The organism is Zobellella endophytica, from assembly GCF_003012775.1.
Lineage (GTDB): Bacteria > Pseudomonadota > Gammaproteobacteria > Enterobacterales > Aeromonadaceae > Oceanimonas > Oceanimonas endophytica.
In genome coordinates, this window is sequence record NZ_PXYG01000001.1 from 336,024 (window position 1) to 353,071 (window position 17,048).

Annotated in this window: 14 protein-coding genes; 8 read left to right on the forward strand and 6 right to left on the reverse strand. The window is 64.1% G+C overall.

Features of this window, described 5'->3' with window-relative positions; genetic code table 11:
- Positions 1-34: 34 nt before the first annotated feature.
- The gene (locus C7H85_RS20195; protein ID WP_483887914.1) at positions 35-463 is read left to right on the forward strand and encodes a hypothetical protein; all 429 of its coding nucleotides are present in this window, start codon (positions 35-37) and stop codon (positions 461-463) included.
- Between the two features lie 67 nt (positions 464-530).
- Positions 531-1,559, forward strand: coding sequence for an early set domain-containing protein (locus tag C7H85_RS01475; RefSeq protein WP_106727948.1), 1,029 nt, complete (start codon positions 531-533; stop codon positions 1,557-1,559).
- Positions 1,560-1,796: 237 nt separating this feature from the next.
- Here the strand turns inward: C7H85_RS01475 and C7H85_RS01480 are convergent, their stop codons facing one another.
- Positions 1,797-3,488, reverse strand: a complete 1,692-nt coding sequence (locus C7H85_RS01480; RefSeq protein WP_106727949.1) for an alpha-glucosidase — start codon at positions 3,486-3,488, stop codon at positions 1,797-1,799.
- A gap of 21 nt (positions 3,489-3,509) precedes the next feature.
- Positions 3,510-4,643 carry an ABC transporter ATP-binding protein gene (locus tag C7H85_RS01485; protein ID WP_106727950.1) on the reverse strand — a complete coding sequence of 378 codons (1,134 nt, stop codon included), beginning with the start codon at positions 4,641-4,643 and terminating at the stop codon, positions 3,510-3,512.
- Positions 4,644-5,113: 470 nt separating this feature from the next.
- Between C7H85_RS01485 and malE the strand changes: the two genes are divergently transcribed.
- From malE to C7H85_RS01510, 5 genes are all read left to right on the forward strand, one after another.
- Positions 5,114-6,280, forward strand: a complete 1,167-nt coding sequence (gene malE / locus C7H85_RS01490; protein ID WP_106727951.1) for a maltose/maltodextrin ABC transporter substrate-binding protein MalE — start codon at positions 5,114-5,116, stop codon at positions 6,278-6,280.
- Between the two features lie 63 nt (positions 6,281-6,343).
- On the forward strand, positions 6,344-7,918 hold the full coding sequence (gene malF / locus C7H85_RS01495) for a maltose ABC transporter permease MalF (RefSeq protein ID WP_210433534.1): 1,575 nt from the start codon (positions 6,344-6,346) through the stop codon (positions 7,916-7,918).
- Between the two features lies 1 nt (position 7,919).
- Positions 7,920-8,810 carry a maltose ABC transporter permease MalG gene (malG, locus tag C7H85_RS01500; RefSeq protein ID WP_106727952.1) on the forward strand — a complete coding sequence of 297 codons (891 nt, stop codon included), beginning with the start codon at positions 7,920-7,922 and terminating at the stop codon, positions 8,808-8,810.
- Positions 8,811-9,004: 194 nt separating this feature from the next.
- Complete coding sequence (locus C7H85_RS01505; RefSeq protein WP_106727953.1) at positions 9,005-10,237, forward strand: maltoporin; 1,233 nt, start codon at positions 9,005-9,007, stop codon at positions 10,235-10,237.
- 114 nt (positions 10,238-10,351) lie between these two features.
- Positions 10,352-11,182 carry a MalM family protein gene (locus tag C7H85_RS01510; protein ID WP_106727954.1) on the forward strand — a complete coding sequence of 277 codons (831 nt, stop codon included), beginning with the start codon at positions 10,352-10,354 and terminating at the stop codon, positions 11,180-11,182.
- A gap of 90 nt (positions 11,183-11,272) precedes the next feature.
- Here the strand turns inward: C7H85_RS01510 and C7H85_RS01515 are convergent, their stop codons facing one another.
- Positions 11,273-11,965: an aspartate/glutamate racemase family protein gene (locus tag C7H85_RS01515; protein ID WP_106727955.1), complete on the reverse strand. Its 693-nt coding sequence runs from the start codon at positions 11,963-11,965 to the stop codon at positions 11,273-11,275.
- A 208-nt stretch (positions 11,966-12,173) separates the two neighbouring features.
- Here C7H85_RS01515 and ovoA point away from each other — a divergent pair, with 208 nt between their 5' ends.
- On the forward strand, positions 12,174-14,291 hold the full coding sequence (gene ovoA / locus C7H85_RS01520) for a 5-histidylcysteine sulfoxide synthase (RefSeq protein WP_106727956.1): 2,118 nt from the start codon (positions 12,174-12,176) through the stop codon (positions 14,289-14,291).
- Between the two features lie 121 nt (positions 14,292-14,412).
- On the opposite strand, the gene C7H85_RS01525 is transcribed toward ovoA, so the two are convergent.
- The 3 genes from C7H85_RS01525 to ppsR form a co-directional block, all read right to left on the reverse strand.
- Positions 14,413-15,822, reverse strand: coding sequence for a uracil-xanthine permease family protein (locus C7H85_RS01525; protein ID WP_106727957.1), 1,410 nt, complete (start codon positions 15,820-15,822; stop codon positions 14,413-14,415).
- Between the two features lie 77 nt (positions 15,823-15,899).
- The gene (locus tag C7H85_RS20200) at positions 15,900-16,034 is read right to left on the reverse strand and encodes a hypothetical protein (protein WP_281257552.1); all 135 of its coding nucleotides are present in this window, start codon (positions 16,032-16,034) and stop codon (positions 15,900-15,902) included.
- A 149-nt stretch (positions 16,035-16,183) separates the two neighbouring features.
- Positions 16,184-16,996, reverse strand: coding sequence for a posphoenolpyruvate synthetase regulatory kinase/phosphorylase PpsR (gene ppsR, locus C7H85_RS01530; RefSeq protein ID WP_106727958.1), 813 nt, complete (start codon positions 16,994-16,996; stop codon positions 16,184-16,186).
- Positions 16,997-17,048 lie beyond the last annotated feature (52 nt).

Below are 17,048 nucleotides of genomic sequence, written 5' to 3' on the forward strand. Positions count from 1 at the left end.
CGGCAATCACGATATCGGCCGCTTCGGCCACTTCCTGCAGGCGGGCGGCGAGCAGGACGACGACCCGTTGCTGGCCCGCTACCGCCTGGCCAACGCCCTGCTGTTCTTCAGCCGGGGCGTGCCGGTGATCTACTACGGGGACGAGCAGGGCTTTACCGGCGAGGGCGGCGACAAGGATGCCCGCCAGAATATGTTTCCCTCCCGGGTGGCCAGCTACAATGCCGGTCGGCTGATCGGCACCAGCGCCACCACCGCCGACGACAACTTCGACCCCACCCATCCCCTGTACCGGGATATTGCCGGCCTGAGTGCCCTGTACCGGGAGCATCCGGTGCTGCGTAGCGGCATCCAGATGGCCCGCCCCAACAGCGACGACAGCGACAGGGTACTGACCTTCTCGCGGGTGGATCTGGCAGGGGGGTGGAATACCTGCTGGCCTTCAACCTGGCCGACGAGGCCCTGAGCCTGACCCTGCCGGCGGCCGGCGACTATCGGCCGGTGGCGCGGGCGAGGCCGGGGCCGGGGCCCGGGTGCACCAGGGCGAGCTGCAGCTGACCCTGGCGCCGCTGCAGTTCACCATCCTGAGGGCCGAAGATATCGTCCCTTCGCCGGTGGCGGAGCCGGTGCTGAGCGGGCTGGCATCGGGGGCCCGTACCTCGGGTCTGCTGGAGCTGGAGGTCACGGCAGAGGCGCTGGCCGGGCAGGCGCTGCCCCAGTACCAGGTGCGGTTCGAGGCCAGCCTCGACGGCGGCGATTTCGAGGCCCTGGCGGTGGACAACAACGCCCCTTATCGCCTCTACTGGGATACCGGTGCCCTGGCCGAGGGCACCGAGGTGACCCTGCGCGCCAGCCTGAGCAACCTGGTGGCGCCACCGCGCCAGGCCGAAGTGTCTTTCATCCTGGACGGCCGTTCGCCCCGGCTCGAGCTGAGCTACGCCAACCCCCGGGAGCTGCCCGAGCTGCTGCTTTACGACGAGGCCGGCGGCATGACCCTGCTGCGGGATGCCGATGCCGCCACCCCGGGCTTCCAGGCCGCCTTCGGCTGGGGCGGGACCGCCCGCCGCAGCCTGGTGTTCGCCCGCCTGGACCGGGAAGGGAGCGCTACCGTGCTGGAGCAACCGCTGCTGCTGGAACGGGAACGGGTGATGGCGGCGAGCCGGGAAGACGACGCGGGCGAATTGGTGGCCCCGCTCCGGCTGGAGGGCGCGCCCAGGCCCCTGCTCGAGCTGGTGCCGGAGCCCCTGGCCACCGAGCTGTACTTCCGGGGCGGTGCCAACGACTGGGGGCTGAGCCCGCTCGCGGCGGTGGCCCCGGGCACCTATGCCGGCACAATCCAGGCCCGGGCCGGAGTGAGCGAGTTCAAGTTCGCCGACGCCAGCTGGGGCCTGCTCAACCTGGGCGCGCCGCTCACCGCCACCGGCCTGAGCGCGGGCGGCAACCCGGGCAACCTGCGCTACCGCTTCGCGCAGGACGGCGACTACGGGGTGACCCTGTGGCGGGCCCGGGATCCGGACGGGGGCGAGTACTACCTGCCGCTGCTGGAGCCGGCGGCAGAATAACCCACAAGGGCGCCGCGGCTGCCGGGTTTGGTCGATACGGGCGGCGACGGGTTACACCGGGTCTGCCGTAGGGTCCACTTCAGTGGACCTTTCCGATAACGGCGTTGGGGCTTGGTCGACTGAAGTCGACCTACGGTGAGTTTGTGCGGTGGCTTGGCCGAACAGGCATGGCGGTGGGAATATCGGGAGGAGCCAGGCCGGCATGGGGCCCCATGCCGGCATTATGGGGGGAGGGGATCAGTCGTTCAGCCGGTACACCCGGGTTTCGAACGGACGCAGATCCAGGGTGTCGCCGGCCGGGTGTGGCGCCACCGGGTAGTTGGCCAGGGCCAGCCGCTCATGGTTCAGCGGCCAGGGCAGTTGCCGCCGCTGTGCCGGACGGTTGCTCAGGTTGACCAGCACCAGCCAGTGCTGGCCGTCGAGCAGGCGGCTGTAGGCGTACACCTGGGGATCGGACTCCAGCTCCAGCCGGTAGCGGCCGTATACCAGCACCGGCTCGGCCTTGCGCAGACGGATCAGCCGGCGGTAGAAGCCGAGCACCGAGTCCGAGTCTCGCCACTGGGCCGCCACGTTGACGGTCTCGTAATTCGGATTGAGCGAAAGCCAGGAACGGCCGGTGGTAAAGCCCGCCCCGGGGCCGGCGTCCCATTGCATGGGGGTACGGGCATTGTCTCGGCTGGTATGCGACAGGGTCCGGATGATGTCGGGCTCGTCCATGCCCTGTTGTTTCAACTGAGCATACTGGTTTTTGGCGGCCACGTCGTTGAAGTCGTCAATGCACCCGAAAACCGTGTTGGTCATGCCGATTTCCTGACCCTGGTAGATAAAGGGTGTGCCCTGCATCAGGAAATAGAGGCTGGCGATGGCGGTGGCGCTCTGCTGCCAGTAGTGCTCGTTGTCGCCCCACCTGGAGATGATGCGTGGCACGTCGTGGTTTTCCACGAAGAGCGCGTTCCAGCCAAAGTCTTCCACCCCTGTCTGCCAGCGGCCGAAGGCCTGCCTGAGCCGGTCCAGATCCAGGCCGGCCCCGGCATCGTCCGCCCACAGCCCCACGTGATCGAAGGCGAAAATCATGTTGAGCCGCCGGTGCCGCTCGCCTATCCAGTCTTCCGCCTGGGTCGGAGACACCCCGTTGGCCTCGCCCACCGTCATGATGTCGTAACGGTTGAAGGTTTCCCGGCACAGCTCGTCCAGGTGCTCGATAATGCCTTCGACGTTCATCATCTTGTCCCAGGCGGCACCATAGGGCTGGCCTTCCGGGGCGGAAACGTCGCTCAGGCCGGCTTCCTTCTTGATATGGCTGATGGCGTCGAGGCGGAAGCCGTCGATGCCCTTGTCCAGCCACCAGCGCACCATGTCGTAGATGGCTTCGCGTACTTCGTGGTTTTCCCAGTTCAGATCCGGCTGCTTGCGGGAAAAGAGGTGCAGGTAGTACTGCCCGGTGTTCTGGTCGTACTCCCAGGCCGAGCCCTTGAAGATGCTCTCCCAGTTGTTGGGCTCGGCGCCGTGCTTGCCGTCGCGCCAGATGTACCAGTCGCGTTTGGGGTTGTCGTGCGAGGACCGGGACTCGAGAAACCAGGGATGCTCGTCGCTGCTGTGGTTGACCACCAGATCCAGGATCAGCTTCATGCCCCGGGCGTGCACCTCGGCCAGCAGCCGGTCGAAGTCGGCCAGGGTGCCGAACTCGGCCATGATGCCCTGGAAGTCGCTGATGTCGTAGCCGTTGTCGTCGTTGGGGGACGGGTACATGGGACAGAGCCAGATCACGTCCACCCCCAGTTCCTGCAGGTAGTCCAGCTTGATGATGATGCCGTTCAGATCGCCGATGCCGTCGCCGTTGGAGTCCATGAAGCTGCGCGGGTAGATCTGGTAGGCCACGGCTTCTTTCCACCAGTGGCGGCTAATGGGATCAAGGGGTTGACCGGACATAATAATCCTCGTTGATTCGGGTTACTTGAGCAGTAATTCGGTGTGGGGATCGAAATAGCAAACGTGGTCCATCTCGGCGGCCAGGGCCAGCGGCTGGTCTTCCGCGACCCGGGTGCGTCCTCCGAGGCGGGCGCTGATCCTGTGCTCCCCGGCCCGCAGTTGCACGAAGGTGTCGGATCCGGACGACTCGACGTTGACCACCGGCAGGCGGATGGCATGCTCATGCTGCCCTTCGCGGTACAGGTGCAGCGCCTCGGGGCGCAGGCCCACCACCACCGATTTGCCCTGATAGTCGCCCAGACGGTCGCCGGCACGGGGATCCACCAGGGTAAAGCCCTGGTCCTGCTCGCCCACGCTGAGCATGGCACCGGCGTCGCCGAGTTCGACCCGGGCGGGAAACAGGTTCATCGGTGGGGTACCCATAAAGTTGGCCACGAACATGTTGGCCGGCTCGTCGTAGATCTGCTGCGGGCTGCCTACCTGCTGGATGTGGCCGTCGCGTAGCACCACTATCTTGCTGCCCAGGGTCATGGCTTCGATTTGATCGTGGGTCACATAGACGATGGAGGCATTGGTCTGCTTGTGCAGGTGATGGATTTCGGCGCGCATCTCCACCCGCAGTTTGGCATCCAGGTTGGACAGGGGCTCGTCGAACAGGAACAGCACCGGCTCCCGCACCAGGGCCCGGCCCATGGCCACCCGCTGGCGCTGGCCACCGCTGAGCTGGGCCGGCTTGCGCTCGAGCAGATGATCGATTTGCAGCAGGCGCGCCACTTCCCGGGTCTTGCGCTGCTGCTCTTCCCTGGAGACCTTACGGATCTTCATGCCGAAGGCGATATTCTCGGCCACCGTCATGGTGGGGTAGAGGGCATAGGACTGGAATACCATGGCGATGTCCCTGTCCCGGGGTGGTACCCGGGTCACGTCCCGGCCGTCGATCAGGATCTGGCCGCCGGTCACCTCTTCCAGGCCGGCAATGCAGTTGAGCAGGGTGGATTTGCCGCAGCCCGAGGGGCCGACCAGCACCAGGAAGTCCCCTTCATTCATGTCCACCGAGACGGACTTGAGGATGTCGGCCCCGCCGTAGCTTTTAATCAGGGCATTGATCGACAGTACCTTGTGGGCCTGCTCCTGCTGGGTTGCTGTGTTCACCATCTGTCTGTGGGCTCCATTCTGACAAAGGGGGCGCCGAGCGCGTCTCCATACCGTTCGCGACCCGCCGCCGGGTGATCTGCATTTAAAGCGCTTTAAAGCTAGCGGATCCAGGCCTCGACGCAAGCCATAAATCGGAGAGTTGTGAACTGGATCGGATTTGGAGGTCGGAACTGGCCGTTATCACCGGTGTTTAAATCGGTTTATTCTTAATTTATGAAAATAAAGAACAATGCAATATCATGTTGTGTGATTTTTATCACAATCAATGATCTTTAAACGTTATAAATGTAAAATTATGCGTCAGATCACAGATCGATATGCGGGTTTTACAGACGTCTTGCACATCAAATTAAAAGCGCTTTAAATTGAGTGATCCACCCGCTCCGGCGTACTCGATTCCGGCCGGGCGGTGCAGAACCTTGGTCAGCCAGACAGGAGTCTGGGTTAAAACACAATGGGAAGGTACAACCATGATGAAAGCGAACGTGACACTGCTTGCCGGCCTGGTAGCCGGGGTGATATCCGGCCCGGCGCTGTCCTTTGAACAGGACAAACTGGTGATCTGGAGCGGCAGCACCAACAGGGGCGTGGTCGCGGTGGCTCAGCAGTTCACCGACGAGCTGGGTATCGAGGTGGTGGTGGAGCATCCCGAGCCGGTGACCGACAAGTTCCAGCAGTCCGCCGCCAACGGCCAGGGCCCGGACATCATCCTCTGGGCTCACGACCGCTTCGGCGAATGGGGTGCCGGCGGCCTGATCACCCCGGTGGCGCCGAGCCGGGAGGTCAGGGAGCGGATGTTTGATTTCAGTTGGGACGCCCTGACCCTCAATGGCCGTACCTGGGGTTACCCGCTCACCATCGAGGCGGTCGGCCTCATCTACAACAAGGATCTGCTGCCCGAGCCGCCGAGCTCCTTTGAACAGATGTTCGAGCTCAGACTGGCCGACGGTGTCAAGACCATCATGTGGGACTACAACAACGCCTATTTCTCCATGCCGCTGCTGATGGCCAACGGCGGCTATGTGTTCAAGCAGGAGAACGGCGTCTACGATGCGCGGGATCTGGGTGTCAACAACGAGGGCGCGGTCAAGGGTGCCAGCATGATCAAGCGGCTGATCGACGAGCAGGTGATGCCGGTCGGGGCCGACTACAACGTGATGGATACCGCCTTCAACAAGGGCGAGCTGGCCATGATGATCAACGGCCCCTGGGCGTGGGACAATCTCAAGACCACCGGCATCAACTTCGGTGTGGTGCCCCTGCCCACCATCGAGAACCAGTCGCCCAAATCCTTTATCGGGGTGATCGCCGCCGGCATCAACGCCGCCAGTCCGAATCAGGATCTGGCGGTGGAGTTCATCGAGAACTACCTGCTGACCGAAGCCGGCCTGGCCGAGCTGAACCAGGCGGTGGCCATCGGCGCGGTGGCGCACAAGGCCTACTCCGAAGTGCTGTCACAGGATCCCAACGTGGCGGCCACCCAGCAGATCGCGGCCGAGGGCGTACCCATGCCCGGCATACCCGAAACCGGCAAGTTCTGGGCGGCGATGAACCCGGCGCTGCAGAACATTACCGGCGGTCAGCAGACGGTGGAGCAGGCGCTGGACGATGCCGCCGCCCGCATACTGGCGAAATAACGGCCATGGCCGGCGCCCGGGGTGCCGGCAGTGTAGGGTAACAATCTTTATTTGGAGGCTGGCATGAGTTCGCCGACGATCTATGCGGAGCCGGTGCTGGCGGCTGACCAGTCCGCGCGGTTTTCCATGGCCAAGATGGCCAAATTCAGTGTTCTCGGGGTGGTGTCGCTGGCACTGCTGTACGCGGTGTGGAGCCTGTACCTGGCCGGTGAGCCGCTGTTCGCGGTGCTGGTGATGGCGGTGCTGGTGGGCGTTGTCCTGATTTACGGCAACCGGCGCTTCTACACTGCCCGCTTCGTGTTTCCGGCGGTGGTGACGGTGGGGTTGTTCATCGCCTTTCCGGTGATTTACACCAGCTACGTCGGCTTTACCAACTACAGCGCCAGCAACCTGCTGTCCTTTCACCGGGTCAACGAAATTCACCTGTCCCGGGTGACGGTAGACAAGCGCAGCGAGCGGCCCTTCTTCCTGCTGCCCGCCGAGGGCGGTTACCGGCTGGTGCTGCGCAATGCCGACGGCGACCTGATAAGCTCCCCCTTCTTCGCCGATGGAACGCCTTTGCAGCTGCCGATGCAGCCGGCCTACGATGTCGAAGCGTTAGCGGGCGAGTTCCTGGCGCCCCGCGACATGGTGCGCCTGCGTGGCGAGCTGGGCGCCGTCACCGCCCTGCTGCCCGACGGCCAGCGCCTGACCACCTCCGGCATCCGCACCATGGCCGATGTCCAGCCGGTGTTCGAAGAGCTCGAGGACGGCCGGCTGCGCAACCGGCTCGACGGCGACATGCTGGTGGCGGATCATTCGGTGGGTTTCTACCGCGACGAAGCCGGCAACCAGGTGGCACCCGGCTGGCGGGTCAACGTGGGCCTGGACAACTTCAAGCGTATCCTGTTTTCCGAGGGCATCCGCGGCCCCATGCTGGAGATTTTTATCTGGACGGTTACCTTCGCCCTGCTGTCGGTGCTGTGCACCTTCGGGGTGGGGGTGCTGCTGGCGGTGATCCTGCAGTGGGAGCACCTGCGCTTTCGCGGCCTGTACCGCATCCTGCTGATTTTGCCCTATGCGGTGCCGGGCTTTATTTCCATCCTGGTGTTCCGCGGCCTGTTCAACCAGAACTTCGGCGAGATCAACCTGATCCTGGAGGCGGTGTTCGGCATCCGGCCCGAGTGGTTCACCGATCCGACCCTGGCCCGCGCCATGACCGTTATCGTCAACACCTGGCTCGGTTATCCCTACATGATGCTGCTGGCCATGGGCTACCTGCAGTCGGTGCCCGGCGATCACGCCAGGGCCGCGGCCCTGGAAGGGGCCAGCCCGGTGCGCACCTTCTTTTCCATCACCCTGCCGCAGATACTGCCGCCCTTCGCGCCCATGCTGATCTCGGCTTTCGCCTTCAACTTCAACAACCTGGTGCTGATCCTGCTGCTCACCCGGGGCCTGCCGGACATTCCGGGCACCCTGATCCCGGCCGGCTCCACCGATCTGCTGGCGTCCTTCACCTATCGCATCAGCTTTATGGACTCGGGGCAGAACTTTGGCCTGGCCGGCGCCATCGCCACCCTGATCTTCGTTATCGTCGGGGCCATGGCCTACGCCAACTTCGTGGCACTGCGCCGTGCCGTGACCGCCAGGGGGAAATAACATGATTGTCGAATATCCACGCAACCTGCTGCTGCGTAAAATCCTGGCCCACGGCTTCCTGTGGATTTTCCTGCTACTGATCCTGTTTCCGTTCGTGATGATACTGTCCATCTCCTTCCGGGAGGGCAACTTCGCCACCGGCAGCATCTTCCCCGACAACCCCACCCTGGAGCACTGGGCGCTGGCCCTGGGGCTGGACCATGTACGTGCCGACGGCACCCGGGTGACGCCACCCTTTCCGGTGCTGCTGTGGTTGTGGAACTCGGTCAAGATCGGCACCATCGCCTCCCTGGGGGTGCTGTCGGTGTCCACCATCGCCGCCTATTCCTTCTCCCGGATGAAGTTCCGCGGCAAGGGCAGCCTGCTGGACTCGCTGCTGCTGATCCAGATGTTCCCCGGTGCCCTGGCGGTGGTGGCGCTCTACGCCATTTTCGACGCCCTGGGCAAGGTGACGCCCGTGCTCGGTATCGACAGCCACTGGTCGCTGATCCTCTGCTACCTGAGCGGGGTGACCATGAACATCTGGATCATCAAGGGCTATTTCGACGCCATCGATCCGGCCCTGGACAAGGCCGCCCAGATCGACGGCGCCACCCCCTGGCAGACCTTCCGCCATGTGTTCCTGCCGCTGGCGGTGCCCATTCTGGCGGTGGTGTTCGTGCTGGCCTTTATCGGCACCGTCACCGACTATCCCCTGGCCTCGGTGCTGCTGCGCAAGACCGAACAGATGACCCTGGCGGTGGGCGCGCGCCAGTACCTGGTGGATCACAAGTACCTGTGGGGCGATTTCGCCGCCGCCGCCATCCTGTCGGGGCTGCCGATCACCCTGATGTTCCTGCTGGCCCAGCGTTACCTGGTGTCCGGCCTGTCCGACGGCGGGGTCAAGGGCTAGCGCCCGTGCCGGCCCCGCGCCGGGCAAGATAACCCGCTGCCACCGCCTGCCTCCGAGGCTGCCGGTGAAGACACTCTCTGTCTTCCGGCGGCCCGGTGACCTGCGTCGTTTTTTTAATGATGAGAAACCCGGCCTGCCGCCAGGGAGCGAGCCCGCACAGGGAAGTGCCCGGCCAGGTCTACAAGGAGTAGAAAATGAAAACAATGCGTGTTCTTCCCGTTACTGCCGCGGTGGCGGCTGCCCTGATGGCCGGCCAGGCCATGGCGCTGGACTTCCACGGCTATGTGCGTTCCGGCATCGGCGCCACCGCCAGCGGCGGCGACCAGCAATGCTTCACCGCCACCGGCGCCCCGAGCAAGTACCGCCTCGGCAACGAGTGCGAGACCTACGCCGAGCTGAATTTCGGCCAGGAGCTGTGGGCCGAAGAGGGCAAGAGCTTCTACCTCGACACCACCTTCGCCTATGCGGTGGATCAGGAAAACAACTGGGAGCAGACCGAGCCCGCCTTCCGCCAGGCCAATATCCAGGGCAAGAACCTGTTCGAATCCCTGCCCGGGGCTACCCTGTGGGCCGGCAAGCGCTTCTACCAGCGCCACGACGTGCACATGACCGACTTCTACTACTGGGACGTGTCCGGCCCCGGCGCCGGCCTGGAGCACATCGACCTGGGCGTCGGCAAGCTGTCGCTGGCGGTGGTGCGCAACACCGAGGCGGGCGGCGTCGACGGCTTCACCGGCGACACCGATGAAAATGTCTACAACAATATCTTCGACGCCCGCCTGGCCGGCCTGCAGACCAACCGGGACGGCAACCTGGAGCTGGGCCTGGGCTATGGCCGGGCCGACACCAGGGACGGGGTGTCCCTGCCCGACGGTGCCACCAAGGACGGCTACATGGTCACCGCCCAGCACACCCAGGGCAATTTCTTCGGCGGTTTCAACAAGTTCGTGGTGCAGTACGCCACCGACTCCATGACCTCCTGGAACATCGGCCAGTCCCAGGGCGCCAGCACCACCAACCACGGCGACATGCTGCGGCTGATCAACCACGGGGTGGTGCAGTTGGGCAACGACTGGGAAACCATGTATCTGGCCCTGTACCAGGACACGGATCTGGACAACAACCAGGGCAGCACCTGGTACTCCGCCGGCGTGCGCCCCATGTACAAGTGGACCAACACCATGAGCACCTTGTTCGAGGTGGGCTACGACAACATCAAGGATCAGGCCAGCGGCCGGCACAACGACCAGATCAAGTACACCCTGGCCCAGCAGTGGCAGGCCGGCAGCAGCATCTGGGCCCGTCCGGCCATCCGCCTGTTCGCCACCTACGCCGACTGGGACGACGAGTGGGGCGGCCGGGTCGGCACCGAGCAGGCCGATGGCAGCGAATTGACCTTCGGTGCCCAGGTCGAGGCCTGGTGGTAACCGTTCAGGCCGGCTCCCGAGCCGGCCTGAACGACCGGATGGGGGGCGCGGGCGGCTCGCCTGCGCTCCAGAACTCGTTCGACCACCGGGCATTACAACGGAGTAGGAAACATCGTGAACAACACCCTGATGGCACTGTGCCTGGGTAGTGCCTTGCTGGCCGCCCAACCCGTGGCGGCGGCCGAGGTGCCGCCGGCCCTGCCCGCCATCGGCCAGCAGCAACTGGCCGCCCTGCACTGGCAGCCGCTGGCCCCGACGGCACATGAACGCATCGTCCTCGATGCCGCCAGCCCCCGGCTCGACACCGGGCTGGGCGAGGGGCCGGTCGCCGCCTTCGCCCTGCCCGCCGACCGGGGCACCCTGGACATCACCCTGCACAGCCTGGTGAGCGAACGCCACCAGGTGTTCGCCCCCAATGTGCTGATCCTGGACGAGCGGCTGCAGCCGGCGGCGTTCTACCCCAGCGAGGCTTTTCCCTTCGCCTCCGGGCGGCTGTTGCAGGCCGACCGGCTGGAAGGACACATCACCCTGACCCCGATGCCGGGGCAGCAGCGGGTCTACATGCTGGTGTTTACCCGGGCAGAGGATCTGGCCCGGGTGACCCTGATGCCGCATCCCGCCAAGGTACATGCGCGGGCCCTGGGCAACCAGCCGCCGGCCATCGCCGATGTCCCCGTGGTCCACCGGCCGGCCGGCACCCTCGGGCTCAGGCTGGTGGCCGAGCAACGGCAGGGGGTCACTCCTCTCGGCGTGTCTCCTTCGGTTGCCGCAGAACGAGCGGCCGTCGCACCCTTGGCCGAGACCGAGAGCTACTTCCTGCGGGCCATCCGCACCGCCGTCGCCGCTGGCGATATCGACCAGGCCCTGAGCCTGCTGGCGGAAGCCGAGCGGCTGGGCGTCACCCGCGCCCGTGCCGGCTTTGTCGAGGCGGTGCAAGCCCGCTGACGGACCGCGTTCCTTGTGTTTGGGTGTGCCTGGCACGCCCTTTTTTGTACCCGCCGGGCCAGAAAACCAGGCTCCGGCTGAAAGTGGCGTCTAGTCCCCGAGGGCCGTCCTGACCGCCGCCCGGGCGTGAATGCGGGTGGTGTCGAACAGCGGCATCCGGGTATGGGAAGGTTCTACCAGCATGCCGATTTCGGTACAGCCCTCGACGATGCCCTGGGCCCCGGCCTGGCGCAGATCCGCCATCATGTACAGCAGCTCCCGGCGGGAGGCGTCGGTGAAGCGGCCCAGGCACAGCTCCTCGAAGATGATGCGATCCAGCTTGTCGCGGGCGGCGGGGCCGGGCAGCCGGACCTCCAGGCCGTGGGCGCGCAGGCGGTCGGCGTAGAAGGGATCCGTCATGGTGGTGCGGGTGCCGAGCAGTCCCACCGAGTCGATGCCCCGGGCCTTGACCGCGGCGGCGGTGGCGTCGATGAGGTGCAGCAGCGGAATGTCGATGGCGGCGGCGATGTCGTCCGCCACCTTGTGCATGGTATTGGTGCCGAGCAGCAAAAAATCGGCGCCGGCGGCTTCCACCTGGCGGGCCTTGGCCGTCAGGTGGCGGCGGATGGCATCCCAGTCGCCGTCCTTCATCCAGGCGGCGAGCGGCGCGAAGTCGACGCTCACCATGGCGATGGGGGCGGAATGCAGTCCCCCCCTGGCCTGCCTGACCCCTTCGTTGAGCAAACTGTAATAATGACCGGTACTCTCCCAGCTCATGCCGCCGAGCAGTCCTATGGTTTTCATCCCGTCCCCTTGGTTGTTGGCCCGATGCTGCTATAAGCCTTGGGGCTAAAATGGAAAAAACAACCGCAAAGGGGAAATTAATGAAGCAATCCGCGCCTGCGCGGGTCTTCTGCCGAGGGTGGCGGTGCCGGCCGCAGGGGCTTTTTCCTTCTCATTGTGCGCCGGTCACGGTAACGTATTCAAAAAACAAGTGGTCAGGGATAACGCCATGGAACAACTCGCTCAGATAGTCACCAAAACACCGCTGCTTACCGGCGCCTCGGCGGAGCAGAAACGGGAAGAAATCAGAGCCTATTTTCACCAGACCTTCAGCCTTTACGAGACCCTGTTCGATTGCCTTGCCCGCGACCAGGCCTATTACCTGCGTGCCGAGCCGCTGCGCCATCCGCTGATCTTCTATTTCGGGCACACGGCGGTGTTTTTCATCAACAAGCTGGTGCTGGGCAAATATATCCAGCGGCGGCTGGACGAACGGCTGGAGTCGATGTTCGCCATCGGGGTGGACGAGATGTCCTGGGACGATCTGGACAGCACCCACTACGACTGGCCCACGGTGGCGCAGACCCGGGCCTACCGGGATCGGGTGCGGACGCAGGTGGACGAGCTGATAGGCTCGATGCCGCTCAGCCTGCCGATCACCCCCGACTCGCCGGCCTGGGTGGTGCTGATGGGCATCGAGCACGAGCGTATCCATCTGGAAACGTCCTCGGTGATCATGCGCATGCTGCCGCTGGACTGTCTGCGGTCCCATCCGATCTGGTCCGCAACCTGCACCGAATCGGGGCCGGCGCCGGAAAACGGCCTGCTGCCGGTGGCCGGGGAGACGATCACCCTGGGCAAGCCGGACACCGCCGCCAGCTACGGCTGGGACAACGAATACGGCCGCAAGACGGTGGCGGTGCAGCCGTTCCGGGTATCCCGCTTCCTGGTGTCCAACGGCGAATACCTGCAGTTCGTGCAGGCCGGCGGCTACCGGAACCCGGAATACTGGACCGAGGAAGGCCGCCGGTGGCTCGCCTTCAGCCGGGCCGCCATGCCCCGCTTCTGGAGCCGGCGCCACGACGAGTATTACCAGCGCAACCTGCTGCAGGAGGTGCCGCTGCCGCTGGACTGGCCGGCGGAGGTCAACTACCTGGAGGCCAAGGCCTTCTGCAACTGGAAAGCCGGGCAAACCGGCACCCATGTGCGGCTGCCCACCGAGGCGGAATGGACCCTGCTGCGCAACCGGCTCGACGCCGATCAGCCCGACTGGGAACGGGCACCGGGCAACCTCAACCTGGAGCACCATGCCTCGTCCTGCCCGGTGGACCGCTTCGCGGTGGACGGTATCCACGATCTGGTCGGCAATGTCTGGCAGTGGACCGAAACCCCGGTCGACGGCTTTCCCGGCTTCGAGGTGCACCCGCTGTACGACGATTTCTCCACGCCCACCTTCGACAACCGGCACAACCTGATCAAGGGCGGTTCCTGGATCTCCACCGGCAACGAAGCCACCCGCTATTCCCGCTACGCCTTCCGCCGGCATTTTTTCCAGCATGCCGGCTTCCGTTACATCGAATCCGACCATGCCGAGGTGCCCGTGGAGCCCGTGAATACCTATGAAACCGACGATCTGGTGGCCCAGTACCTGGAGTTCCACTACGGGTCCGAATACTTCGGGGTGGCCAACTACCCGGTGGCCTGCGTGCAGACCCTGCTGGCGCGGATCCCCGGGCTCAACAGGGGCAAGGCGCTGGATCTGGGCTGCTCGGTCGGGCGCGCCAGTTTCGAGCTGGCCCGCCACTTCGAGCGGGTGGACGGCATCGATTTTTCCGCCCGTTTTATCCAGCACGGCTTCCAGCTGAAGGAAAGCGGCCAGACCCGCTTCGCCATTCCCGTCGAAGGCGAGCTGGTGGAGTTCAAGGAGACCGGCCTGGCCGAGCTGGGCTACGCCGGCCTGGCGCACAAGGTCGACTTCGTGCAGGGGGATGCCTGCAACCTCAAGCCCCGTTTCAGCGGTTATGATCTGATCTTCTGCGGCAACCTGATCGATCGGCTGTACAACCCGGCCCTGTTTCTTGGTCAGGTGCATGAGCGGCTCAACCCCGGCGGCTACCTGGTGCTGACCTCGCCCTATACCTGGCTGGAAGAGCACACCCCCAGGGCCAAGTGGCTGGGCGGGGTCAAGGTCAACGGCGAGAACTTCACCACCCTGGACGGCCTCAGGGCGGTGCTGGGCGAGCGCTTCGAGCTGGCGGGGCAGGAAGACATCCCCTTCGTGATCCGCGAAACTCGCCGCAAGTTCCAGCATACCCTGGCGGAAATGACCCTGTGGCGGCTGAAGTAGCCAGCACCGGGGCCGGCAACGGCCTCCCCGGATAACCCGGATAACCCGGATAAAGAGAAAGCCGGTCAGTGACCGGCTTGCTGTTATTCGGGGGGAGCGGTTTGCCCCGGGGCTGACCCTTTCAGTTGCTGGCTTCCACCTTCATCTGCTTGTTGTGATAATCGGTGGCCGGCTCGTCGCTGTTCATCTCCCGTTCGATCTGTTCCCGCTCGCGGGCTTCGTCCTGCAGGGATTTCTTCGGCAGCAGCATGTTCAGGGTAAAGGCGACGGTGGCGGCCACGATCACCGGCGAGCCTACCAGCATGCGGGCGGTATCCGGCAACTGGGCGATGGCCTCGGGCACGGTATTGATACCCATGGCCAGGGCCACCGACAACGCCACTATGGTGATATTACGGGACGACAGCTCGTCCTTCACCAGCAGCTGGATGCCGGTCATGGTGATCATGCCGAACACGATGATGGTGGCGCCGCCCAGCACCGGGTAGGGGATGGTGGTCATGGCGGCGCCGAACTTGGGCAGCAGCCCCGCCAGGATCAGGAAGGCGGCGGCGATGCCCAGCACATAACGGCTGATCACCTTGGTCATGGCGACGATACCGACGTTCTGGCTGAAGGAGGCGGTGGGCAGGCCGCCGAAGAAGGCGCCGACCAGGGTACAGACGCCGTTGCCGAGCAGGCCGCCGGACAGCTCCTCGTCCTTCAGCTCGCGGTTCATGCCGCCCACGGCGGTGGCGGACAGATCGCCGATGGTCTGCACCGAGTTGACGATGCAGATCACCACCATGGAGATCACGGCGGAGGCGTGGAATTCGATGCCGAGCGCGAAGGGGGTGGGCACCATCACCCAGGGCGCTTCGTGTAGCCGGGAGAAGTCGACCATGCCGAAGAAAAAGGCCATCGCATAGCCCACCAGGATGCCGACGATGATGGCGGCCAGGCGCAGGTAGCCCCTGGCGAACTGGGAACAGCACAGCACCACCGCCAGGGTGGTCAGGCCCACCAGCCAGTTCTGGCCGCTGCCGAAGCCGTCCGCGGTCACGTTGCCACTGCCGGCCATGTACTTGATGGCGATGTCGTAGAGGGAGAGGCCGATCACCAGTACCACGGTGCCGGCCACCACCGGCGGAAACAGGTGGCGGATCTGCTTGATAAAGATGCCCACCACTATCATGGCGACACCACCGGCGATTTGTGCACCCAGAATGCCGGGGATACCGTATACACTGCCGATGGCAATCAGGCTGGGCACATAGGCGAAACCGACCCCGAAAATGGTCGGCATGCCGGCACCGAGGCGGCCGACCGGGTAGAGCTGCAACAGGGTGGAGATGCCGGAAAACAGCAGGGCGATCTGCACCAGCAACATGGTCTCCTGAGCGTTGGCCCCGGCCACGCCGGCCACGATCAGCGGCGGGGTGACCGCCCCCATGATCATCGCCAGTATGTGCTGGAACGACAGCGGCAGCGCCTTGCCGAACGAGGGCTTGCCATAATAATCGAATACTGACTTGCTTTGACTGTGTTTCATTGCGATAAGTCCCTGAGTGTTGCTCAAGTGAGTTTCTGCTTCCTGCTCACGCGTTATTGTCGGGATCATTGCGTGAGTCAGGCCACACCACCGGTATCGGCAATCATGCCGCCGGTCGCCTTGCTGGAACGAACCGGACCCCGACGCCGGCGGGCCTGGCCGGTCCGTACCGGGTCGGCTCGCCGTGGGTCGAACACTGGCCAGACGTCCATGTTCATCATTGGTCTTCCGGTTCCAAAGAACAGGTTAAACATCGAGTGTAATGTATACATTTATGTAAACACTAAATCAACATTTTGTTCTTTTTTGTGTCCAATGGTGAGCGTGGTTTCTCATTTTAAACAGTCAAAGTTGTATGCAATCAGTAGATGCGACGACGGATGCCGGTGCGCTCCAGGATCTTGACCGAGATCTCTTCCACCGAGTGGTAGGTGGTGTCGATAAAGGGAATGGCCTCCATGCGGAACAGCTTCTCCACCTGGGAGAGCTCGTAACGGCACTGGTCGATGGCCGCGTAGCGGCTGTCCGCCCGGCGGCGCTGGCGGATTTCCTGCAGCCGGCTGATGTCGATGGTCAGCCCGAACAGCTTGTGCCGGTTGGCCTTGAGTGCGGGCGGCAGGGTCAGCCGGCTCATGTCCTGGTCGATAAAGGGGTAGTTGGCCACCCGGATACCGAACTGCAGTGCCAGGTACAGGCTGGTGGGGGTTTTGCCGCAGCGGGACACGCCTACCAGTATGATATCGGCTTCGTCGTACTCCTTGGTGTTGACCCCGTCATCGTTGTCGAGGGCGTAGTTCACCGCATCGATACGAGCATCGTAGTGCTGCTTGTTCTCCATGCCGTGGGTGCGGTGGGTGCGCGGCTCGGCCCTGACCCCCAGTTGCTGCTCGATAGGGGCCACGAAGGTGTTGAGGAAGTCGTAGCACATGGCGTCGCTGCCGGTGATGATGCGGCGCAGCTCGTCGTCCACTATGGTGTGGAACACCAGCGGCTGCTTGCCGCTCTGGTGATAGCTTTCATTGATCCTGGCCTGTACCAACCGCGCCTTGTCTGCGTCTTCCACGAAGGGGATGGTAAGTTGCTCAAAGGGCAGGGGAAACTGGCTCAGCACCGCGTGGCCGAACACTTCGGCTGTGATCGCCGTCCCATCAGAAACATAAAAAACCGTGTGCATGGGACCTCCAGATCTCACTTTTAACATTTGTCCCAGGTAAAACGTTTACCTG